Consider the following 21,990-nt stretch of genomic DNA (forward strand, 5'->3'; position numbering starts at 1 on the left):
CCGCATCTGACTCGCCAACCGCTGATCCGACGCGGCGCCGCAACCCTTACCAGCTTCGCCGCGCCGGATCAGCTCATCGTCGCGATCAGGGGGTCAACATTGGACGCCGATACGGGGTCAATGTTCTGGGCCGATTGACAGACTGTCCGTTATTGGGCAGACGAGGCAGAAAGCTGCCCCTTATGGATGCCGCACTTCGTCAACAGGACCTAGTAGCGACCGCGTTGGAACGGAAAGCCGCCCATTTGTCGAGATCCGAGCGGCCGATCTATTGGTCGAGGAAACAAGGACCTCACCATGGCAAATGCCGGTCTCTTCATCTCGGCCGTACTCTTAGAGGATGCGGTTCATTCCAAGTCTGTTCTGACTGGCGCGGAGCGGCGGGTTCTTTTGGCTGTTCCTCATGGGCGGACAAGGGCGAATGCCTCTTCAGGCCGCAATCAACGGCGCTCGAAATGCCTGCGCCAAGGCTCGCGCTAGTTCCTCAGTGTAATTCGGCGCCATAACGTGATCCCGACAGTGACTGTAGTTTCAACGCCTTACCGTGCCGATCGGCGCCCAAACCACGCGCCTATTCACACTCGAAATCCACCGTGTGCTGCAAAACCTCGAGCGGATCGCCATGCTGGCTCAGCGCCTCAAGGTGATCGTTCAGGCTGAGAAGCGAATGCGGGTCCATGACAGCGCTCTACTACCGGGCAACATCAGAGAATCACGACTGCATCAAAGGCGCGAGGGTTTTTGCGGGTGTCCAGCTCAGCAACCGGCGTTGTGAAGTCCAGACTTCGCATGCGCACGCCAGAGTGGAAACCCCACAAAGGACTCGTATGTCAGGCGGGCACCACTAGGGCGCGCCCAGTTTCTGAAGGGCTGCGGCCAGTTCGGCGCGGTCGTCAGGGCCAAGTGGCGATTGCGGTGGCAGCGGATCGCCAACTTTGAATCCTTGAAGCTCGAGACCAGCTTTGATGCACGCCGCTAGCGATTGACGAGCGAAAAGTTGGTTGAGCCGCCAAAGCGGACGCTGCAATGCCATGGTTTGCTCCCAGTCGCCGCTACAGGCGGCGTCGTACAGTGCAACGCTTTGTCGTGGAGCGAGACACGCGGGTCCTGCCATCCAGCCTACACCGCCGATCAGCATAACTGCTGCGGGGATATGGGCTGAAGCAGCGAAAACCTTTAGTCTGCCCTCAGTCTGTTCCATGATTGAAAGCAGTCGGCCGGTATTGGAGGAGGCGTCCTTGATATACGCGATATTGGGGACGTGGCTAAGCCGCTCCAGTACACCAAGATTTAGATCAGAGCGCTGGAAATTGGGATTTGTATAGATTGTTACGGGCAGTCCTTGTGCGGCCCCAGCAATTGCGCGGAAATAGGCTTCGACGCCGCTGTCGGAGATTGGGAAGTAGGCTTCTAAGATTGCAAGAATACCATCGGCACCCAGCTCGATCATCGTTTTGGTCTGCTCGAGAGCATCCGAAATTGTAGTTGCAGCGACACCGGCAACAACTGGCACACGGCCTCGACTAGCCAACACTACGGCGCGCACCACCTCATAGCGTTGCTGATGGCTGAGATACGCGAATTCCCCTGTGCTGCCGAGCGGGGTTAGGCCATGTACGCCACTAGCGACCAAATGGTCGACCAAATCGGTTAGAACCTCAGTTTGCACCGTTCCGGCAACGTCAACGGGCGACACCAAATAGGGAAATACGCCACTCAATTCAATCATTGTGGTCTCTCCGTCAATACGCAGCTATCTGACATTGGTTTGGCGCCAAGTGGCCCCGATATAATTGTCTCGACACTTGCCAAAGGTCTTCGGCCAGTGACCACCCATCGTAGCAGCGAGCAAACGACAGACTGACCTCAGAGGCCCAGGTGGTGGCATGAATGAATATCGGAAAACTCAGAAATTCTGATGTTGTTGGTGGGGGCTGTAGTCGTACCACAGGAGCGGCGCTGAAGCTCGATACGCTAAACTCTGTGCTGACGTCGCTCAGCACGCTAGCGATGTCCAACCAAGATTATACTTCGATAAATCATATCAAATACTACAAACTCGAACTTTATTCAAAATTTTTAATATAAATTCTCGACAACCAAAATATTAATAGGCTGTCTGTTTGTATTAAACGAACAACAAAAGAATCTAGCTTCTATTTAACCTCACCAGTACAAGATAGTTCGTACATTAAATTACAAAGTCCGTCCAAAGTATCTAATTCTAATACAGCATCGACCAGAGAGGCCGCACGTTCCATTGATAGAATACCTTCGACATTGCGCTTAAATTTGCGAGCGACGTCGTCGCCTGACAAAGGAGCGTCTGGATTTCCACGATTGATTGCAACACGCTTTTCGACCAAGCGCCCGTTGTTCAGGGTGACCCGTAGGTGCCCAGGAAAATACTTCGGAAATCCCGTCGTACCCTTCTCTGCATTTTCGTAGCTGGTCTTGCGTGCAAGCGAGATTAGATCATCCCGCTCGATCTGGTCGTCGGTGAAAGATCCCTGATCAACCCGACCGTCAATCAATCCGCAGGCAACGAGATAGGGCAGGCTGAACTTTGCGCCATAGGCGTTGCTCGGTGTGTATTTGGACTCTAGGGGCTTGCAAACAAACCCGGCAGCCACGTCATCAATGATTGCGTGAATATTTCGAACGTCCGCGGGGCTTATTCCATCATTGCGCAACTCAATTGCGCAATCCACCGCCCCATGGGCAAAATGACAGCATGGATAGGGCTTGATCGACACGCGTTCCGTTTCCCAACGCGTTCCCAGGTCGGCGACTGTCAAGGAAGCATCGGAAAGGTTGGGCAGACCGTGGGTATTAAACACGCCATTGCGGCCCTCAAATATCGTCGAGGGCCCAGTTGCCCCTGCTCTGGCCAGATAGGCGGTGATGATCGCGTTCTGCGCGGCCCAACCGACGTGATAACCTTTTGACGACGAGTTGTTGGTAAGAAATTCGGTTACTCCGGCGGCCTGACTGCCGCACAGCCCGAAGGCATTCTGCAACGCATCGGGGGACAGTCCCAGCAATTTGCCCGCGGCTGCCGTGGCACCAAAAATGCCAGCTACTGCGGTAGCGTGAAATCCGCGGTTGTGGAAACTGCTGCCGGAGGCGATTCCGACACGGGCCGCAACCTCCCATCCCGCAACAAAGGCGGTGAGGACGTCGCGCCCCGAAGTTGCCGCTGATTGACCCAGCATAAGAACTACCGGCGTGAGGATTGCGCTGCCATGGACGATAGAGGCGGTATGGGTATCGTCAAAATCAAGCACATGACAGGCAACGCCATTGGCCATCGCCGCATATGGGGTGGCCAGCGTTACCTTCCCACCTAGAACTTGTTGCCTCCCCTCGCTGCCGGGGATTGCCATGATCCCGGCAAGGGCAGTTTCGAAGGTGGAGTGCCGGGTGCCCGAAAGTCCGACACCTAAGGTGTCGATCATCAGTTGTTTGGCCCGGGCGATGGTGCTGGATGGAACCGCGTCGAAGTCGAGCGTACAGACAAACGACGCCAACTCGGAAGAATAGGTCATGGCTGTCCTTTTCAGAAGCGATAGAGCTTTTTGGCGGCGGAGTAGGAGGCGCCTATGCGATCCGCCCACCCGCCTTGATATCTTCAACGACCTGATCGACGATTTCGGGCGATTCCCCAACATAGGTCGTCGGGTCCAGAAGTGTCTCAAGCTCGGATTCGCTCAGTGCGCCTCGAATGGCGTCGTTTGCTGCCAGAGCCTCCTTGAAGGTGATGCCCGCTTCGATGCCCTTCATCGCCGCGTGGTACACTTCTTCGTGGGCGGTCTGCTTGCCCAACTTGTCGGCCAACGCGAACATGATCCGCTCGGCCAGCGCATAGCCTTTCAACAATTCGAGATTGCTCAGCATGCTGTCCTTTTTCACATCCAGACCTGCCAACACAAATTTCAAATTGGCCAGAACGACAGACAGCATCAGGCAGATTTCCGGGATGATCTTCCATTCCATCTTCCACACGGCGCCGTCACGTTCGTGTTCGTGTTTTGTGATGTCAGACATCATGTTGATGTTAGACTTCAGGGCACTGCTGACGGTCACTGAGTTTTCCGTGACTGCGGGGTTGCGCTTGTGTGGCATGGTTGAAGATCCGACCTGGCCTTCGCCAAAGGGTTCTGCAATCTCGTCAAACTCATTGTGGGCAAGGAGCAAAAGCTGGTTGCCGATTTTGTTCAGGGTCGCGTTGACTCCGCCCATCACTGCACCGAACTCGTACATTCTGTCGCGAGCAGGCTGCCAAGAAATGTTTGGAGTACCCAGTCCGAGCTTTGTGTTGACGGCCTTTTCCATCGCATGCGCCTTGGGGCCAAAAGATGCCTTGGTGCCGACTGCGCCCACAATGGAACCCACGAAAACCCGCGGTTCCATTTCATCCAGCCGCTGAAGATGTCGGTCGATTTCCGAGAGCCAGATTGCGGTCTTGAAGCCGAAGGTGACCGGAATGGCCTGTAGCGACATGGTGCGCCCCATCATCGGCGTATTGCGGTGCTCGCTGCTCAGGCGCATCAGGTCGCGGGCCATCTGCACCAGATCACGACGCACGATGTTGAACGCGTCCTTCATCTGCAACACCAGCCCAGTGTCGATGATGTCTTGGGTTGTTACGCCGAAATGTACATATTCACCGGCGCCGCCGTCACAGGCATGTTCCAGCGCGCGCACCACTGGTACCAGTGGATGCTTGGTTATGGCCAAGTGATGAAGCACCAAGTCCATGTCGATGGCTTCGAACTGGGACTTGGCAGCGATTTCCTTGGCGGCCTCTGCCGGGATCATCCCCAAATCGGACTGGACCAGAGCTAGCGCTGCCTCAACGTCCAGCCACCTTTGAATGCGTGCCTTGTCGCTGAAAATGTTGCGCATTTCCTCAGTCGACCAGGAATTCTTCAAAAGGATGGAATCAAAAACGCTCGTGCCCATGGGGATCTCTCTCTAATTGCTTGTGTGATCAATGCTATGCGCATCGCGTCGGCAGATGAATTCTCAGTTGGCGGCGACATTGAAGGACGCCAACATGTCGGCGATCAAATCGTCGATGTGTTCAAGCCCCGCGTGGAACCGAACCATCGGACCTGTCCGCGCTGTGTCCTGAAACATACGGCCTGCATTGGGGTCGGACGGCATGGCCAGGCTTTCGAAACCGCCCCATGAACTTCCAATCGCGAACAGCGACAGGCGATCAACTAATCCCTCGGCGTCAAATCCCTCGGCAAAGATGACGCTAAACAAGCCGTTGCAGCCTGTGGCATCACGCGCCCAGACTTTTGCGCCAGGATGCTCGGGCAGTCCGGGGTGCAGAACCGCCTGTACCTCGTCGCGGGCCTTGAGCCAATCGGCCAGGGCAAACCCATTTTCCTGATGTCGATCGAGCCGCAGCCCCAATGTGCGAATACCACGGAGACAATTATATGCGTCATCGGGTCCCAAGGTCTGGCCGGTCATCTGGCTATGCTGACGCAGTCTGGGGGTGGCTGGCCCCTTCGCTGCGGCTGCCCCCATCATCACGTCAGCATGGCCGCCAAGGTATTTTGTACCCGCCACCACGGAAACATCGCAGCCCAGGTCTAATGGTCGATAGAGCCAACTCGACCCGTAGGTATTATCGGCAATGACGACCAGGTCGCGAGCATGGGCATCTTTGCAGAGTGCGGGTAGGTCCATCACTTCGAAGGTCTGCGATGCGGGAGATTCGACCATTACCGCCTTTGTGTTGGGTTTTACGAAGGCACTGAGATCTGTCGTGTCCCATGGAAAATAGTCGATCGTAATACCGTTGCGCGCCAATACCCCCTCGCAATAGGTACGAGTTGCGGGAAAGATCGTATCAACCACCAGTAGACTATCGCCGGCACCGACATAGGGCGCGATCGCTCCGGCCACTGCTGCGACGCCGCTGGGGAAGAGGAAGCACGCCTCGGCGCCTTCCAGGTCACAGATTGCGGCGGCGAGCGCATGGGCGGTGGTTGTTCCACGCCGTCCATAGGACAAGATTGCGTCATCGTTTTCGCGTCGTCGCTTGGTGTCCTGATAGGATCCCACTGTATCGTGCAGTATCGTTGATGCCCGCATGACAGGTGGGTTCGCAGGCCCTGGGAGAGACACTCGCCCGTAATGCATGAGTTTGGTTTCACGGTTCATCGGATGCGTTTCCTGGAGTGAGAAAATCAGGCAATTTTCTTGGGTCGGAAATTCAGAATGACGGGGACAGTCCATAACAAAATCGAGGCAAGGATCATGCCGGCGCTGATCGGATGGGAAACCGGATCAATGAAAACCAGCCAAGTACCACGCGAAATGATTAGTGAATTGTTCAGCGACGATTCAAGCTGCGGCCCCAGAACGAGGCCAAGTATGAATGGGCCAAGTGGAATGTTGGTCAGCCGCATGGCGAATGCCGCTAGGCCCGCAACCAGAGCTATCCACATGTTAAATACGTTGGCGCCGTCCGAATAGGCTCCCATGAAACACAACAGGGCGATCACACCGACCAGGACTTCCTTTGGGATCAGGAAGATGGGTTTCGACACCGTTCGGATCACCGTAACGGCAATTGGCCACATGAGGATATTGGCGACCAGAAAGGCCACTATGATCATCCAGGCGATGTTTCCGTGCTGCGAAAACAGCAGAGGGCCCGGCACCATGCCGTGCAGTGCCAACGCGCCAATAAACAGCGCTGAGGTCGAATTGCCTGGGATACCCAGCGACAGCAGCGGAACCATGGAACTTGCCGTGACCGCGTTGTTGGCGGATTCGGGAGCGGCGATGCCTTCAGGCGCGCCATTACCCCAAGTTGTTTCGCCCGGTTTGCCCTCATAGAGGCGCCGGAACCGGCGTGCGGCGTTGTCGTAGGCCAGGAAAATGGCCATCAACATGCCCGCGCCCGGTAACATGCCAATCACATTGCCGATTACCGAGCCACTGACCCAGACGGGTAGCAGGCGTCGCATTAGGGCACGTGGCAACAGGAGAGAGCCGATTTCCGGGAGTTTAGAAAGCGCGATGTTGTTTTTACGGTCGCGGAAGATGCCGACCATCAGGTCCAGCATTGCTGCAACTCCGAACAGGCCCACCAGCAATGGCACGAATGGGATGCCCTCGATCAGATTCATATTGCCGAACGTATAGCGTGGAAATCCCGTGACGGGGCTGAAGCCGATTGTGGCTACTAACAGACCGGCGATCGCGGCAATCGCTCCCTTGGCGACATTGCCGCGTAGCAGGCCCACCACGCTTGAAAGGCCCAGGATGGCCAGCGCAAAGTTCTCGATATAACCAAATTCAAGCGCGACCCTAGCCAGTGAAGGTGCAAAAAACAGCAGGACGATCGAACTGGCTACTCCACCGACGACAGAGGATGTGATGGCAATACCCAATGCGCGCCCGGCCATTCCCTTTCGGGCCATGGCGTTGCCATCCTCTGCTGTCAGAAGCGACGAAGCGGTGCCTGGCACCTTGATAATAATCGCCGGGATCGCGCCTCCGGTGGCAGCGGCGCAATAAACTCCGACCATCAGAGCGAGAGCCTGTTCTGCAGGCATCGAAAAGGAAAACGGAATGAAGACGGCAAATGCAATGTTGTCATTGATACCCGGAATCGAGCCAACGATCATTCCGGCGAACAGGCCAAGTACCAACATGAAGATGACCATTGGTGTGGCCAGTGTCTGAAATCCAAGCAGGATCGTTTCCATGTCGGTAACTCACATAATCCAAGGCGAGATTGCTGCGGGCAGGCGAATGCCTAGCCCGACGATAAACGCGAGATAACTGACAATGGTGATAGCAGCGGCGATGAGCCCCAATTTGCGGTAGTCGCGCACCCCGCATATAAGCAGAAACACCACTTGCATGGCGAATGTGGGTAGCAAATAACCCAGACCTGCGGTCAGAGCAGCTATCCAAGCGACAAGGGTCAGCGTCGCCACAAAGGCGGCATGGGCGGAGACCCGAAAGGGTACACTGTCAGGTTCTTGGTGCGATGCTTTGACAATCAGCGTGCCCCCCAAGGCGACTAGTGACACCGACAAGACGGTCGGATAGCTGCGCGACAGTGTATCAAAACCGCTTGCGAACCACGCCCCAACACATCCAAGGGCGATGAAGGTCAAACCTACCCACAGATCACTATGGGCTCGAACGAACAGGTTGCCATATCTCTCGGTCATCAGACACTTCCATAACAGCCGGATTGGGAAGGGGATCTGCCCGGCATTTAGGCCGGGCAGATCAGAGGGTTATTGCCCGAGACCAGCCTCTTCGATAATGATTGCGGACCGCGCTGCGTCATCAGCAATGAGAGCCTGGAAGGCCGCAGCATCGCGGAATGCGGGCTTGAACCCTGCAGTGGTCATCCGTTCGACGTAAGCCGGATTTTCGTAGATGGCTTTCATTAGGTCAGAGAGGGTGGCTACGACATCATCGGGCGTATCAGCGGGCACGGCCCAGCCACGGAAAGTGGCAAAAATCGGAATATCGATGCCGACTTCCTGAAAGGTTGGGACGTCCGCAAAACTCGTATCGCGCTCTTCCTGGGCAATGGCGAGCAAACGCACACCGCCACTTTCGGCCTGTGCCATGGCTTCACCGAGTGGCCAGAGCGCACCATCAGCGTGCCCACCAACAACAGCCTGCACCTGCGCGCCAAAGCCGCTGGTCGGAATGTAGTTGAAGGTCGCATCCGTCACGCGTTCGATCGCCAAGCCCGACATATGGTGTGACGTACCGATGCCTGCGACGACGATGTTGAGGGGCTCGGCTGATGCAGCCGCCAAAAACTCTTGGGCCGTCTGGAAGCGCGAATCCGCGGGAACCACGATTACTTCTGGATCGAGATTGTAGAGCGCCACTGGACGGAAGTCGTCGATCGTGTAGCTGGCGCCTTTCAACAGCGGATTGGTCACGACCGAACTGGTCATCGCAAGAATTGTGTATCCATCTGGCGCGGCCTGCGCGACGGAAGTCTGACCGACGATCCCGCCGCCCCCGCCGCGGTTCACCACAACAAGCCCCCCCCCCTTGAGGATAGTATTTGCCGTTTCCGCGATGATCCGAGACGTTGTGTCTACTGACCCGCCGGGCTCGAACGGCACGACAAGATCTATGTTTTTCTGAGGATATCCTTCGGCGAACGCTGGCATCGCCAACGCACTCAGCCCAAGGGCCGCGATCAGTGCCAAGATTTTCATCTCATTCTCCCTAATGCAAACTCCAATCCACGGAAGATAGGGTTCTTAAATTCATTTGTATCTTCGATAATTTCTCATATTACATTAGCAAAATTTATCAGATTGGACCCAGCCTTGAAACAGGACTTTCAGCTTTCCCTTTCGCTTTTGCGCACACTGATCGCGATTGATCAGGAGGGCAGCTTTGGTGCCGCAGCGCGGAAGATCGGGCGCACCCAACCCGCGGTAACCCAGCAGATGAAGAACCTGGAGCGGAACATTGGCACATCGTTGTTCGTAACGAAGGGGCGGCGACGCGAACTCACAGAGGCCGGTAGAACCTTGCTGCGCCACAGCCATGAGATAATCTCGCTGTGTACCCAGGCTATGTCGGCGTCCGGAAAAAGTCACAACTCTGGAATAATCAAAATTGGCGCTCCGATGGAGATAGCCAACGATCTGTTGCCCGATATTTTGAGAGCATTTTCTAGAAAGTGGCCACGAGTGCAGATCGTCCTTGCTGTTGAACGGAGCGGGGTTCTGATGAAAATGCTGGAGGAGGGAGCGCTGGACCTGACGTTAAGCACTTGGCGTTCTGGCAGCAGCGAAGGCGCGCGAGTTAGAATGTTGAGCGTGCATTGGATCGCGGCGAAGACGTGGCGATATGACCCGAAGGAGCCATTGCCCCTTGTGGTCACGGACTCGCCCAGCATGTTTCGACGAATCGCACTAACCGCCCTGGAACTAAATGGTTGGACCTATTACGAGCGGTTCACGTCGCGCACAACTTCTGGAATCCGTTTCGGAATTGAGGCATGCCTCGGGATAACTGCTCGCACCAGAAGTGCTTTCAGATCCGATATTGAAATTCTGGATACTAAAATGGAATTGCCGTCTCTACCGAAAGTTTCCTACTTCTTACACCGTACCCTCAATAAGAGCAGTCCTGCGCTGGATGATCTGTATGATTTGATCATCGCCAGTGCATCCTAGAGGCCATGATGCCGTCTTCGTCTTCGAGGCTGAAGGCCCAGATTACGCCATCCTCAGGCTCCATCTCGATGGCGATTTCAAAAACCCAATCGACATCTTCACCAAATTCTACCGCAACCCGGTCGATGGTTTTGAGCTGACGCCATTCTGATTGCAACCGGAGAGGAGGCCGCGGGTCCGCGTATGTCCTATCGGGAGTGTCAGGAGGGCTACATGGCCTATGGAGTCGAGGGTTTGCTGCACGACAAGACCCGGCCATCGGGCATCGCGCCGCTCGACGCAGTGCTGGTCGACAAGGTCGTGGCGCTGACACTCCAAGCGCCTTGTCACGAAGCAACGCGCTGGACAGTTCGCACCACGGCCAAGGCAGTTGGCATCGCCGCCTCCTCGGTCATGAGGATATTGCGCGACCACGGCCTGGCTCCCCGCCGCTGGCACAGTTTCAAGCTGTCCAACGACAAGGCGTTTGCCGAAATGCTTCACGGGGTGGTGGGCCTTTACGTGCTGGCCTCCACTCCAGCAAACATCTTGAGTCACAAAATCACAACGCCGGGTATCCCCATATTTTCGGACAACCTGTGAACCGCTCTAAGCGCCGTACGGCAGCCAGATGTTCTTGACCTGTGTAGCCCGTCGCAGGTAGCAGCGGCCCTGCCCCTGCAATGGATTTCGCCAATTGCGAGGCCGCCCATAGTCCACCCAGGTCGCTTTGAGGTTACCACCGGCAACTTCCTCAACCATCGCGCTACCCTGCTGGCTGCCGCAATACCAAACGGCCGCAACGTCATCATGTTCCGCCAGTGTTTTTACCAGTGCATCTGTTTCACCTGTCACAATGTTGACCACGCCGCCGGGCAGATCCGAGGTTTCAAAAACCTGATAGAGTTTGGTCGCCACCAATGGATGCCGCTGTGATGGCAGCGCGACAACTGAATTGCCCATCGCAATGGCAGGGAACACCATCGAGATAAATGACAACAAGGGCATTTTGTCGGGACAGGCCACCCCCATCACGCCCCAGGGCTCATTAAGCGCCATTGTCACATGGCTTGATTTGGTGGCGTGTACCGCCCCATCAAACTTGTCGGCCTGGGCTGCATACCAGAATATGCGCCGCATACTAATCGCGACCTCTTCACTCGCGGCATTGGCAGACGCGCCGGTACTTGCCACCAGCAAGGCTTCAAATTCCGATGCCCGCTGCGAAAGATTTTCCGCAATATAGTAGAGCACTTGCGCCCGATTATGCCCGGTCGCGTTGCCCCAGCTTTTCACCTTGGCCGCCGCTTCAACCGCATTGCGGATGTCCTTGCGATTACCCAGCCCTGCAAGGCCAATCTGTTTATCGGACTTGCCAAGCACCTTATAGCTATAGCCGCCATCGGGCCGCGCCTGTTTGCCGCCTATATAGAGTTTTGCCGTCTGGTCGATGCCATCGTCAGCGCCTGCCTTGCCGTCAGCGACAGGCGTTGAAACGGGTGCAAATGGCAGCACAGCCTTTGCCTCGGGCAATGCCTTCTCCCACGCGCTGGCGAGATATTCGTACATGCCCTCGCGCCCGCCTTCCCGGCCAAAGCCACTTTCGCGATAGCCGCCGAACCCAGCACCGGCATCAAAGATATTGGTGGCGTTGATCCACACCACACCGGCTTTTATTGCCGCGGCGACATCGATTGCCAGATTGATGTTTTCCGACCAGACCGACGCCGCCAGCCCGTATCTGGTGTTGTTGGCCAGTTCTATTGCTTCTGCTGGTGTGCGGAAGGTGCCTGTGGTGGCGACGGGACCAAAAATTTCGACCTGGCTCACCGTCGAAGAAGGTTCAGTGTCAGTAAAAAACCCGGGCAGGCAGAAGCTACCCTTTGCCGGCAGCCGCATTTCAGATTGCCACAAAGTCCCGCCTTCGGCGCGGCCTGTATCGAGCAGAGCCTGAATGCGGCCCAGTTGAACGTGCGAGACGACCGCGCCAACATCCATAGTCTTGTCGAGCGGATCACCGATCCGCAGCGTCTCCAGCCGCTTGCGCAATTTGGCAAAGAACGCCTTGGCCACGCCCTCCTGCACCAGAATGCGTGACCCTGCGCAGCACACTTCGCCCTGGTTGAACCAAATGGCGTCGACCACACCTTCGACGGCACCGTCCAGATCTGCGTCTTCAAAGACCACAAATGGTGACTTCCCACCCAGCTCAAGCGACAGCCTCTTGCCCGTTCCGGCCAGCTGCTCGCGGATGCGACGTCCCACAGCCGTCGACCCGGTGAACGCAACCTTGTCCACGTCTTCATGGCCGCAGATCAGCGCGCCGGTTTCGCCATTTCCTTGCACGATATTGACGACGCCCGCGGGCAGCCCCACTTCAGCGCAAATTTCAGCAAATGCAATAGCCGACAGTGGCGTCAAATCGGCGGGCTTAAGCACCACGCAATTGCCTGCGGCCAACGCAGGGGCAATTTTCCACGCCAGCATCAGCAATGGGAAATTCCATGGAATTACCTGCCCACACACGCCCAGTGGCTCAGTGCCGGGAAATTCGCTCTCAAGCAGCTCGGCCCAGCCGGCATGGTGATAGAAATGGCGCGCGACCAGCGGAATATCCAGGTCGCGCGTCTCGCGAATGGTTTTGCCATTATCCATGGTTTCCAACACGGCCAGAAAGCGTGCGTGTTTTTGCACGTGGCGCGCAATGGCATAGAGGTATTGCGCTCTTTCGTGGCCGGGCGTTTTGGACCATTTGTCAAACGCAGTGCGGGCGGCCTTCACCGCTGCATCAACATCGGCAGATGTGCCCATGGCCACTTCCGCGAGGACTTCGTCCGTAGCAGGGTTGGTTACCGTGAACAGCTCTGCACTCTCAGTCGAGGTGAACTGACCATTGATAAAATGACCAAATCCAGATTTGGCATTGCCCAGCCACTCTTTGACTTCCGCGTTCGCTTCGGGCGCTGGACCATATTCCATGGTGTTCAGAATATCCTTGATTGCATTCATCTCGACTATCCTCAGGCCAGTGTGTGGCGATGGGAGGCGGCATAGCGCCCGGTAACATGGTGTTCGAGCTGGCGTTCGATATCGCCCAGCATGGAGCTGGCACCGATGCGGAACAGGTCTGGCTGCATCCATCGCAGACCCAATTCTTCCTTCACCATAATGAGCCACAGCATGGCGTCCTTGGCCGACTTCAAGCCGCCCGCAGGTTTGAACCCAACCGTCTCACCCGTAAGATCACCGTAATCGCGCAACGCACGAAGCATGGTCAGGCTGACCGGAAGCGTCGCATTGGCGTCTTCCTTGCCCGTCGATGTCTTGATGAAGTCTGCGCCGGCCTGCATTGCCACCATGCTGGCTTTGTAAACATTGCTCAGCGTGCGCAAATCACCCGTCGCCAGGATAGCTTTCATATGGGCATCGCCACATGCAGCGCGCATTTGCACCACCTCGTCGTAAAGCGCTTCCCAGTTCTGGGTCAGCACCTGCTCCCTGGCAATAACGATGTCGATTTCGGCCGCGCCCTGCTCCACCGCATATTTGATTTCTGCCAGCCGCAGCGGCAATGGGGTCAATCCGGTGGGGAAACCCGTGGCAACTGAAGCAACCGGCACGCCCGAACCTTCGAGCGCCCGCACCGCATGCCCGACCATGGTTGGGTAGACACAGACAGCACCTGTAGTGATGCGCATATCGCCAAGACCCAGGGCCTCTTTGATGTCAGCACGAATGGGCTGGCGGGCCTTGGCACATAACCGCCGCACACGTCCTTCGGTGTCGTCCCCTGCCAAGGTCGTCAGATCAATGCAGCGCACAGCCTGCACCAGCCACGCTGCCTGCCATTGCTTCTTGACCGTCCGGCGGCCGCCATAGCTTGCTGTTCGGCGCTCGGTTGCCGAGCGGTTCACATTCATATGGTCGAACCATTCAGGCGTCAGCTTGGTGCCTAGGTTACGATGGTCCGTTTTGTCCACGTTAGCGCCCATTTCCTGGGCCTCGACTGGGTATGAGGCGCTCATCCGCGTCCCTTTCTGATATCAATTGCGCGGTTCAGCAAGATCGCAGCGATGATAATAATTCCGGTGACCGTCATTTGATAAAATGAGCCCAGTCCCAGGAGGTTGAAAATATTGCGCAACACCTGCAGAAGCATGACCGCAAAAAATGTGCCAAGGACCCCGCCTCGGCCACCAAACAGGCTGGTGCCGCCCAGCACCACCGCAGCGATGGCGTCAAGCTCGAGCCCTTGGGCGGCTGTGGGCTGCCCAATGCGCAAACGCGAGGTCAGCAGAATGCCGCCAATTGCCGACATCAGGCCCGACACACCAAACACCAGCACCAAAATGCGGCGCGTTGGCAGACCAGACAACCGGGCAGCTTCGGGGTTGCCGCCAGTGGCAAAGATATATTCGCCAAACACGGTCAGCCGCAGTAGCAGGCCCGCGATAATGCACAGCACAACAAAGATCACCGCCATTGAGGACACGGAAAATCCGGGCAAAATGGGGATCATTGTCGAGCTGATGGTGAAAAAGATCGGCGGCAGACCGCTCACCGGCACACCGTCAGTGGTCAGATAGGTCAACCCGCGGAAGGTCACCAGACCGGCCAATGTGACGATGAAGCTAGGCACCTGCGCGATGGCCGAAATCGAGCCCATCAACACCCCGCAGCCAAAGCCAATGATCAGCGTCGCCCCGACGGCGAGGAACGGGTCCATGCCATTTGACATCAGGACGGCAACAATCATGCCGGTGAATGCCACCAGGCTGCCGACCGACAAGTCGATATTGCCGGTCAAAATCACAAATGTCATGCCGATCGCAACAACGCCAACGACTGCGGCCTGCTGGAAGAGATTTGAGATATTGTTGAAGGTTAGAAAATTCTCCGACAAAAACGACGCGATGACCACCACAGCCAGAAATATGACGATGAAGTTATATTCGATCGCGAGGCTCAGAATCCGGCGACCAATGCTTGGCTCCGCTTCTGTTTTGTTGATTTCAATGGCGGCTGTCATTGGGCTCCCCCCAGAATTTGACTTCTCAAAATTGTATCCTGATCAGTCACCGATGGATTGTATTTGGCGATATTTCGCCCTTCATGGAACACCCAGATCATGTCGCAGGCACTGTAGAGTTCTTCGAGTTCGCTACTGGCAATCAGCACGGCTGCGCCCTGCTGTGCCAATCCGGTCACCAGCTCATAAAGATCAGCCTTGGCGCCAATATCGAGCCCGCGGCTTGGCTCATCGAGCAGCAGCAATTTCGCGCCGTTCACGATCCATTTGGTCAACACCACTTTTTGCTGGTTGCCGCCCGATAACTGGACCACGGCCTGCTCCGGCCGACCATATTTGGTGGAGAGTTGCTCAAGCACGGGGATAGCGCGCGCTTTCATGGCCCCATGCCGCGCAAGAAAACTGCCGCGCAAAGAGGGCAAGGTCGCATTCTTGTAAACCGGCGCGTCCAAAATCAGGCCTTCGGTTTTGCGGTTCTCGGGCACAAGACCAACCCCCGCGCGAATGGCATGAGAGGGATTGCGCGGGTGAAAGGGCTTATCGAACAGCGTGACGTTGCCAACAAAGGGTCGCGCACCGAACAACGATTTAAGAAAGCTAGTGCGCCCCGAACCGTTCAGCCCGGTCAGACCCGAAACTTCGCCAAAATGCAGGTCGAAATCGGTAATGTGCAAGCCTTGCTCACCGCGCAGACTTTCGACCTTCAGGGCAACGCCGCCGGTTACCGGCGGGCGGTCCTGACGATCAATAAGTTTGCGCTCTGTGCCCAGAATGGCTCCGACAAGCGCTTCGTCTCCGGTGCCTTCGACATCAAAGGTTTCAATCGTCTTGCCACCGCGCAATACGGTTACCCGGTCGCCAATCTCGCGCAATTCACCCAGCCGGTGGCTCACATAAAGCACTGCCACGCCCTGGACTGTGAGTTCGCGGATCACCTCGAATACTTTTTCCAGCTCGGTCTCATTCAGCGCCGCGCTGGGCTCGTCCATGATGATGATTTTGGCTTCGCGTGTCAGCGCGCGGGCAATGGCCGTCAGCTGCTGATTGGCAACCGACAATTCGCCAACTCGGACGCTGGGCTCAAACGCGGCCCCCACCCTTGCCAATGCCTGCCGGGCGCGCTTGCGCCGGCTCGCTTTATCCAACACCCCCCACCGCGCCGGGGCATGGCCGAGAAACATATTCTGTTCCACGGTCAGCTGCGGCACCAGATCGAGTTCTTGATAGATCATCGAAATGCCAAGCTCCGCCGCCTGGGACGGGCTGTGCAGCGTGACCTTTTCGCCATCGATCCGGATCTCGCCCGTCGTCGGCGCAAAAGCTCCGGCAATGATCTTGAGAAAGGTCGATTTTCCGGCCCCGTTTGCACCAAGCAGACAATGCACCTCGCCCGCGCGCACGCTCAGCGAAGCGCTTTCAAGTGCGATGATATTGGGTAAGAATTTCTTGGATACATTGCGGACATTCATCACATCCACGGTTCGGGCATCATTGGTCATGGCGGGCCTCCAGGACATAGCGGGCCGTCGCTTCGTCGGTGATGAGCACCGACACATATTTTGCGCGGAGCGCGGCTGCAGCGATTTCGTGCTTTTCCTGGCCCGCAACCACGCCGATGGACCGCGCTTTCCGGGCCAGGGCATCGAGCCGCAGCCCCACGGTGCGGTCGTCAAGAATGGGATCAACAATGCGCCCCTCCGCATCGACAAACCGCCCTAAAATGTCGCCTACAGCGCCCAGTGACTTCAAACGGTCAATATCGGCTTCCGTTAAATAGCCTGAGTTGAGCAGCACCGAATGATGGGACAATCCGCCCATGCCAAAGCACACAAGTCCGGCTGTTTCGGCGAACGCCAGCACGCGCTCAATCACCGGATCTTGCTCCAGGGCATCACGCGTGGATTTCTTGCCCATGATTGCTGGCACAGGCAGAAGCGTAGCTGTGCCGCCTGCGGTTTGCGCGAATTCCTCTGCCACGGCGCTGGTGCGCGCCGAGGTCTGGCGCAGTGTCGTCGAGCCATTGACCAAAACGATATGCGCACCGGGGTTCCAGTTCTGCGGCAGGAATCGCGCCACCGCCGACATGGTTCGCCCCCATGACACGCCGATCAAATCCGGTAGGGGCGTGATACTCGCCAGATATTTGGCGGCTGCTTGCGCCACGCTTTCCATCAGCAGATCACTGTCGGTAATATCGCCCATGGGCACCACGATGGCGTCGCGCAGAGAAAATTCTTGCTGCAACTGCACCTCAAGCTCGGCCTTGCGGTTCGAACGGGGCGTAATTTCAATGCGGACAATGCCTTGCGCGCGGCTATCTGAAAGCAAGCGGCTGACCTGCCACCGGGTCAGACCAAGCTCGCTGGCGATCTCCGATTGGGTGCGCTCCAAGTCGTAATGCATCTTGGCGACCTGCACCATCATGTGCTCGCGCTTGTCGTCAGCCGGCAAACGGCCACCGTGCGGTTTGGCTGGACCAGTCATTGCGCAGCCCCCCCGTTTTGACGTACCGATAGCGCGTGCAGGGTGGGCGTCAGGGAGTCTGTGGCGTCGCGGTAGAGGCCCAGCGTTCCCTGATACCAGGCACTGCGTTGCACATCGGGCTCGATCTCCAAGTCCCCCACAGCACAAGCCGCACTGGCAGCAATCAGGTCAGGGAAAACCCCTAGCGCTGTAAGCGAACACACCGCCGCGCCCAGCAAGGATAGATTGCCATCGCGCACAACTGTGACCGGACGGCCAATGGCGTCGATCGTTGCCTTTAACCAAACCGGATTTTTACAGATTCCGCCCGCAAGCACGATGCGGTCAATCCCGACGCCACGCTCGCCAAGGACAGCCAAGACATTGGCAGTCCCCAGCGCAATGGCATCGACGAGCGCGGCATAGATATCCGCACGCCCATGCCCCAGACTCAGCCCCATGATCGCGCCGCGCAATTGGCCGTCGCGATAAGGTGTGCGGTTGCCCATCCAGAAGTCGAGCGCCAGTAATCCTTCAGCGCGGCCGGGGCAGTCTGCCACCTCTTGCATTAGTACAATGTGCCCCTCGCGATCGAGGCCGAAAATATCACCAACCAGCCAATCAAGAATAGAGCCTGCCGACACCTGCCCGGCTTCAACCAGCCAATGATCATCGACGAGTGCGTTGGGATATGGTCCCCAGAACCCGTCCACATTTTCCGGTCCGGTCAACTGGGTGAGCTGGACAACCGATGTTCCGCCAATAATGAGCATGCCACCGGCGGCCACAGTGCCGGCGCCGAGCATGCCAATATGCGCGTCAATCCCGCCTTGCGCCACCATAGGGGTAAAGGTGAGACCCAGGGCTTCAACCATCCGGGCAGACATCGGGGCAATGACCCCTCCCACCGGCACAATGCGCGGCGGCAACTTGTCGATGAGATCTGGCACGCCCAGCTCGTCATAAATCTCGGGGACGAACCGGCCATTCAGGCTGTCATAGTTCCACTTGCAGGCCGCATTCATGCGCGAGCCGACCCATTCGCCGGTCAGGTGGAAATTGATAAAATCCAATGCCTCGCAGATGACGTCCGCACCGACGTAATTGTGGTTCTCGTGCCGTGACAGCCACATGGCCTTGGGCACGAGCCATTCTACGGCATCGCTGCCACCGCTATAGCTCATTACGGGATGAGACACATTAGCGGTCATGCGGGCTTCGTCAGACGCCCGGCAATCCATCCACAGGATCGCGGGCCGCATCGGCGCGCCTGCTGCAGTGCAGGCAACGGTTGTCGAGGCGGTTGTTGCGACACACACCGCTTCAATATCGGTTATTCCGGCGCTCTTGATGGCGGCACGGCCAGCAGCAATCATGCCCTCCAACCAGGCTTTGGGATCCTGTTCGGCCCAGCCGGTGCGGGGGAAAATCGTTTCGTAAGACACGTCCTCGATGGAGAGCATGGCACGCCCATCGGACGAATAGACGCCGGCGCGCACGCCCCCCGTGCCAAAATCAAAACTCAATACTGCTGCCATGACGAATCCTCTCCCGGCCGTTTAAACCCCATCGGGTCTGCAAAATGCGTGACGTTAACCGCCAACTACTCTTGCACGGACATTGTCATTTGGGTTGTCAGGGTCGAAACATGATTTTTGAGAAGAACATGCCGCGATCAGTTGCCAGTTTTTCAAACATGTTTGGCAGTTCTTCGAGGCCAAGATCATGACTGATCATGAACTCCCATTTCAGCTCGCCGCTACCCAGCTTGTCCAAGGTCACGGTCCATTGGGGTCCGGGGAACGGCGCACCAAAGGAGTTCCATGAACCATGCAAGGACACTTCCTGACGCAGGAAATGCTGGAAGGTCTTATTGGCGAGATTGATGTCGCCAACAGGGATGCCGATGAAAACCACATGTCCCGCAGGCGCTGCCATATTGACAGCGGCATTGACGGAGCTGGGATGACCGGCGGCCTCGATGATCACATCGCATCGCAGTTCGGCAGGAATTTCTTCACCAGCGAGAAAGGTGTGGGTGGCACCGGCCTGCTTGGCTAGCTCCAGCTTTCGTTTGGACACATCGACCGCTACCACGTCGCTCGCCCCCATCAGCTTGAGCCACTGAATGGCAAACAGGCCAATAGGACCACAACCGATAGTGCCGCCACGCTGACCGATTGATACACCACCAGCCTTCCAGATGGCATGCAAGGCGATCGAGGCAGGATCAACCATCGCCACAGCGCGCGGATCAATACCCGCAGGTGTCTTCAACAGATTGGAGACGGGAACGCTGACAAATTCAGCATAGGCACCATCGCGGCGCGAACCGAAATAATCGTAATTGCGGCAGCGCGAGAAATTCCCGATCGCGCATTGATCACATTCCATGCATGGCAACATGGGCGGAATGGCAACCAGTTCACCAACTGAATAGCCCTTTACGCCTTCACCGATTTCGGTGATCTTGCCGCAAAATTCATGACCGCAGATCAGCGGCATCTTATGTGCGCCCTTGATCAGCATGCGCGGCAGGTCAGACCCACATACACCCACAGCTTCAACATGCACGATGACATGGTTGGCTTTGGATATCGGGTCAGCAACAGTTTCCAAACGGATATCTTTGGGTTTGTGAAGAACAGCTGCGCGCATGAACGAGTTCCTTTCAACGATCAGGGGATTGGGACAGCATCAACGGGCCGCACCACGTCATTCGCGCTCGATATTCAAAGCGCGTTGGGAATATGAACGGCGCGAGGCTTGGAAGCCTCGCGCCGACGCCAGGGAGGAACTTATTTGTCCATATTGATGGTCGGACGGTATTCAGCAAACAGGCTGTCACGCGGAAACTCGTCCACATTGTCAGCTGTCACAGCCCTTGTGCCTGCATCAACGAAGGCGGGCACAGCATTGCCAGCGGCTGCTTCGCGGGCCACCTGAATGGTGACATCGCCAAGATATTGCGGGTCATTGAGGGCAGTTGCGAGGTAGTTGCCGCCGTCGGCCATAATGCCAAGCGCTTCCGACAGACCATCGACACCGGCCACATAGACGTCATCACGACCATTTTCCTGCAACACCTGTAGTGCCCCCAATGCCATGTCGTCATTGTGGGCATAGACCACTTTGACGTCGGAATTGGCCTGCAGCAGATCCTGCATCGCGGTCACAGCGTTGGCACGAATGTACTCGGCATAGGGGCCTTCAACCAGATTATGACCTGAGCCTTCCAGTGCGGCATGGAAACCATCACGACGATCCATCATCACGGCACCACCGGCATCGCCCTGGATTTCAATGATCTTGGCGCCTTCAATGCCTTCTTTGGCCAGGAACGCTTTCACAGCTTCACCAACGGCCATGCCCATGGCCTTGTTGTCACGACCGATATGGGCAACCACGCCGCCGCCATTGACACTGCGGTCAACGGTAATCACGGGAATGCCGGCAGCGGTGGCCTCTTCAAGCGACGGCACAACAGCGTCAGGGTTTACTGGATTGATGATAATGGCGTTCACGCCCTGCGTGATCAAATCCTGGATGTCATTGTTCTGCTTGCTGACGTCGCCATTGGCATCCAGAAAGATCAAGGTATCGCCGCCAGCTTTTGCGGCAGCTTCGGCGCCGTCTTTAAGCTGGACATAGAAAGGCGATTGCAGTGTCACTTGGCTGAAGCCGATTTTGAGGCCTTCGGCGAGCGCAGCGGTCGGCACCAGGGCCAGCCCGGCTGTCATTGCGAGTACTGAACCGGTCACCATAACACCGGACACAAAAGTGCGACGATTGAACATAAATAATTCCTCCCTTGGGCGCTGAGCGTGGTCGATCAGCATTCGTAATGTGCGATTTTCGATTTTCACAAATGTGATTTATGTTCACATAAGTGCAATTATGATTTAGCCGTCATTCTCAAATGTCAAGTCCTGCGACTCCGCCTTTGGCTCCCAGAAGTCAGGTCACAAAAAAGTTCAGCAAGCTCAATTGGATACGAATTTACTGAGCTTGGTTGCTGACCACATCAGCAAGTCTGGGTCAGTACCGATTTGCCTTGAAGGTATGGTTTGCCCCGCGCACATATGTGCAACTGACCTGTGATTTCCAGTAAGCGCCAAGGTGTAATTCGGCGACATAACGTGACCCCGCCAGTGACTGAAGTTTCAATGCCTTACCGTGCCGATCGGCGCCCAAACCACGCGCCTATTCACACAGCACCTCGCTGAGCAGGCGCTGCTCGCGAAATAGCAGGGGCGCGCATTCCGTCCACCCAGTCGCGACGTCGGTAAGGGTCAGTGTCTGCACGAAGCTGCC

General features: G+C 56.7%; 17 protein-coding genes and 1 pseudogene. 3 read left to right on the top strand and 15 right to left on the bottom strand.

Translation table 11 applies throughout. The features are described from left to right. Positions 1–844 precede the first annotated feature (844 nt). The 7 genes from Q8O80_RS04805 to Q8O80_RS04835 all read right to left on the bottom strand — a co-directional run bounded on the left by Q8O80_RS04805 (position 845) and on the right by Q8O80_RS04835 (position 9,233). Positions 845–1,729, bottom strand: a complete 885-nt coding sequence (locus Q8O80_RS04805) for a dihydrodipicolinate synthase family protein (protein WP_305577494.1) — start codon at positions 1,727–1,729, stop codon at positions 845–847. A 427-nt stretch (positions 1,730–2,156) separates the two neighbouring features. Beyond that, the gene (locus Q8O80_RS04810) at positions 2,157–3,548 is read right to left on the bottom strand and encodes an MmgE/PrpD family protein (protein ID WP_305577496.1); all 1,392 of its coding nucleotides are present in this window, start codon (positions 3,546–3,548) and stop codon (positions 2,157–2,159) included. A gap of 52 nt (positions 3,549–3,600) precedes the next feature. Then, positions 3,601–4,965, bottom strand: a complete 1,365-nt coding sequence (gene purB / locus Q8O80_RS04815) for an adenylosuccinate lyase (protein ID WP_305577498.1) — start codon at positions 4,963–4,965, stop codon at positions 3,601–3,603. A gap of 63 nt (positions 4,966–5,028) precedes the next feature. After that, on the bottom strand, positions 5,029–6,183 hold the full coding sequence (gene metC / locus Q8O80_RS04820) for a cystathionine beta-lyase (RefSeq protein ID WP_305577500.1): 1,155 nt from the start codon (positions 6,181–6,183) through the stop codon (positions 5,029–5,031). 26 nt (positions 6,184–6,209) lie between these two features. Continuing rightward, positions 6,210–7,739: a tripartite tricarboxylate transporter permease gene (locus Q8O80_RS04825; protein ID WP_305577502.1), complete on the bottom strand. Its 1,530-nt coding sequence runs from the start codon at positions 7,737–7,739 to the stop codon at positions 6,210–6,212. A 9-nt stretch (positions 7,740–7,748) separates the two neighbouring features. Continuing rightward, positions 7,749–8,213 carry a tripartite tricarboxylate transporter TctB family protein gene (locus Q8O80_RS04830; protein WP_305577504.1) on the bottom strand — a complete coding sequence of 155 codons (465 nt, stop codon included), beginning with the start codon at positions 8,211–8,213 and terminating at the stop codon, positions 7,749–7,751. Between the two features lie 69 nt (positions 8,214–8,282). Beyond that, complete coding sequence (locus tag Q8O80_RS04835) at positions 8,283–9,233, bottom strand: tripartite tricarboxylate transporter substrate binding protein (protein ID WP_305577506.1); 951 nt, start codon at positions 9,231–9,233, stop codon at positions 8,283–8,285. 114 nt (positions 9,234–9,347) lie between these two features. Between Q8O80_RS04835 and Q8O80_RS04840 the strand changes: the two genes are divergently transcribed. From Q8O80_RS04840 to Q8O80_RS04850, 3 genes and pseudogenes are all read left to right on the top strand, one after another. Beyond that, positions 9,348–10,205 carry a LysR family transcriptional regulator gene (locus Q8O80_RS04840; RefSeq protein WP_305577508.1) on the top strand — a complete coding sequence of 286 codons (858 nt, stop codon included), beginning with the start codon at positions 9,348–9,350 and terminating at the stop codon, positions 10,203–10,205. Further along, positions 10,195–10,356: a hypothetical protein gene (locus Q8O80_RS04845; protein ID WP_305577510.1), complete on the top strand. Its 162-nt coding sequence runs from the start codon at positions 10,195–10,197 to the stop codon at positions 10,354–10,356. The genes Q8O80_RS04840 and Q8O80_RS04845 overlap by 11 nt, the downstream gene beginning before the upstream one ends. Next, positions 10,347–10,769: pseudogene (locus Q8O80_RS04850) on the top strand (IS630 family transposase); the annotation flags it as partial. The gene Q8O80_RS04845 and the pseudogene Q8O80_RS04850, both read left to right, overlap by 10 nt. A gap of 24 nt (positions 10,770–10,793) precedes the next feature. Here the strand turns inward: Q8O80_RS04850 and Q8O80_RS04855 are convergent. The 8 genes from Q8O80_RS04855 to Q8O80_RS04890 all read right to left on the bottom strand — a co-directional run bounded on the left by Q8O80_RS04855 (position 10,794) and on the right by Q8O80_RS04890 (position 21,473). Next, positions 10,794–13,193: an aldehyde dehydrogenase family protein gene (locus Q8O80_RS04855; RefSeq protein ID WP_305577512.1), complete on the bottom strand. Its 2,400-nt coding sequence runs from the start codon at positions 13,191–13,193 to the stop codon at positions 10,794–10,796. A gap of 11 nt (positions 13,194–13,204) precedes the next feature. Then, positions 13,205–14,176 (bottom strand): deoxyribose-phosphate aldolase, encoded by a 972-nt coding sequence (gene deoC / locus Q8O80_RS04860; protein WP_371136107.1) that lies wholly within the window; start codon positions 14,174–14,176, stop codon positions 13,205–13,207. A 29-nt stretch (positions 14,177–14,205) separates the two neighbouring features. Then, on the bottom strand, positions 14,206–15,213 hold the full coding sequence (locus Q8O80_RS04865) for an ABC transporter permease (RefSeq protein ID WP_305577514.1): 1,008 nt from the start codon (positions 15,211–15,213) through the stop codon (positions 14,206–14,208). Continuing rightward, positions 15,210–16,712 carry a sugar ABC transporter ATP-binding protein gene (locus tag Q8O80_RS04870; RefSeq protein ID WP_305577516.1) on the bottom strand — a complete coding sequence of 501 codons (1,503 nt, stop codon included), beginning with the start codon at positions 16,710–16,712 and terminating at the stop codon, positions 15,210–15,212. Before Q8O80_RS04870 ends, Q8O80_RS04865 begins: the two co-directional genes overlap by 4 nt. Then, positions 16,702–17,697 carry a sugar-binding transcriptional regulator gene (locus Q8O80_RS04875; protein ID WP_305577518.1) on the bottom strand — a complete coding sequence of 332 codons (996 nt, stop codon included), beginning with the start codon at positions 17,695–17,697 and terminating at the stop codon, positions 16,702–16,704. Before Q8O80_RS04875 ends, Q8O80_RS04870 begins: the two co-directional genes overlap by 11 nt. Next, entirely contained in the window at positions 17,694–19,214 is a 1,521-nt protein-coding gene (locus Q8O80_RS04880; protein WP_305577520.1) for a ribulokinase, read from the bottom strand. The genes Q8O80_RS04875 and Q8O80_RS04880 overlap by 4 nt, the downstream gene beginning before the upstream one ends. A gap of 97 nt (positions 19,215–19,311) precedes the next feature. Further along, complete coding sequence (locus Q8O80_RS04885; RefSeq protein WP_305577522.1) at positions 19,312–20,334, bottom strand: galactitol-1-phosphate 5-dehydrogenase; 1,023 nt, start codon at positions 20,332–20,334, stop codon at positions 19,312–19,314. Between the two features lie 140 nt (positions 20,335–20,474). Next, positions 20,475–21,473 (bottom strand): substrate-binding domain-containing protein, encoded by a 999-nt coding sequence (locus tag Q8O80_RS04890; RefSeq protein ID WP_305577524.1) that lies wholly within the window; start codon positions 21,471–21,473, stop codon positions 20,475–20,477. Positions 21,474–21,990: the final 517 nt, after the last annotated feature.

Origin of the sequence: Devosia sp. (genome assembly GCF_030689745.1) — a bacterium.
Classification (GTDB): Bacteria; Pseudomonadota; Alphaproteobacteria; order Rhizobiales; family Devosiaceae; genus Devosia; species Devosia alba.

What these genes read in the sequence shown, in the direction of transcription:
- metC (WP_305577500.1), bottom strand. Translation starts at nt 6,183, where the DNA reads ATGAACCGTGAAACCAAACTCATGCATTACGGGCGAGTGTCTCTCCCA.
- Q8O80_RS04805 (WP_305577494.1), bottom strand. Translation starts at nt 1,729, where the DNA reads ATGATTGAATTGAGTGGCGTATTTCCCTATTTGGTGTCGCCCGTTGAC.
- Q8O80_RS04890 (WP_305577524.1), bottom strand. Translation starts at nt 21,473, where the DNA reads ATGTTCAATCGTCGCACTTTTGTGTCCGGTGTTATGGTGACCGGTTCA.
- Q8O80_RS04865 (WP_305577514.1), bottom strand. Translation starts at nt 15,213, where the DNA reads ATGACAGCCGCCATTGAAATCAACAAAACAGAAGCGGAGCCAAGCATT.
- Q8O80_RS04855 (WP_305577512.1), bottom strand. Translation starts at nt 13,193, where the DNA reads ATGAATGCAATCAAGGATATTCTGAACACCATGGAATATGGTCCAGCG.
- Q8O80_RS04870 (WP_305577516.1), bottom strand. Translation starts at nt 16,712, where the DNA reads ATGACCAATGATGCCCGAACCGTGGATGTGATGAATGTCCGCAATGTA.
- Q8O80_RS04835 (WP_305577506.1), bottom strand. Translation starts at nt 9,233, where the DNA reads ATGAAAATCTTGGCACTGATCGCGGCCCTTGGGCTGAGTGCGTTGGCG.
- Q8O80_RS04830 (WP_305577504.1), bottom strand. Translation starts at nt 8,213, where the DNA reads ATGACCGAGAGATATGGCAACCTGTTCGTTCGAGCCCATAGTGATCTG.
- Q8O80_RS04885 (WP_305577522.1), bottom strand. Translation starts at nt 20,334, where the DNA reads ATGCGCGCAGCTGTTCTTCACAAACCCAAAGATATCCGTTTGGAAACT.
- Q8O80_RS04875 (WP_305577518.1), bottom strand. Translation starts at nt 17,697, where the DNA reads ATGACTGGTCCAGCCAAACCGCACGGTGGCCGTTTGCCGGCTGACGAC.
- Q8O80_RS04825 (WP_305577502.1), bottom strand. Translation starts at nt 7,739, where the DNA reads ATGGAAACGATCCTGCTTGGATTTCAGACACTGGCCACACCAATGGTC.
- Q8O80_RS04880 (WP_305577520.1), bottom strand. Translation starts at nt 19,214, where the DNA reads ATGGCAGCAGTATTGAGTTTTGATTTTGGCACGGGGGGCGTGCGCGCC.
- purB (WP_305577498.1), bottom strand. Translation starts at nt 4,965, where the DNA reads ATGGGCACGAGCGTTTTTGATTCCATCCTTTTGAAGAATTCCTGGTCG.
- deoC (WP_371136107.1), bottom strand. Translation starts at nt 14,176, where the DNA reads ATGGGCGCTAACGTGGACAAAACGGACCATCGTAACCTAGGCACCAAG.
- Q8O80_RS04810 (WP_305577496.1), bottom strand. Translation starts at nt 3,548, where the DNA reads ATGACCTATTCTTCCGAGTTGGCGTCGTTTGTCTGTACGCTCGACTTC.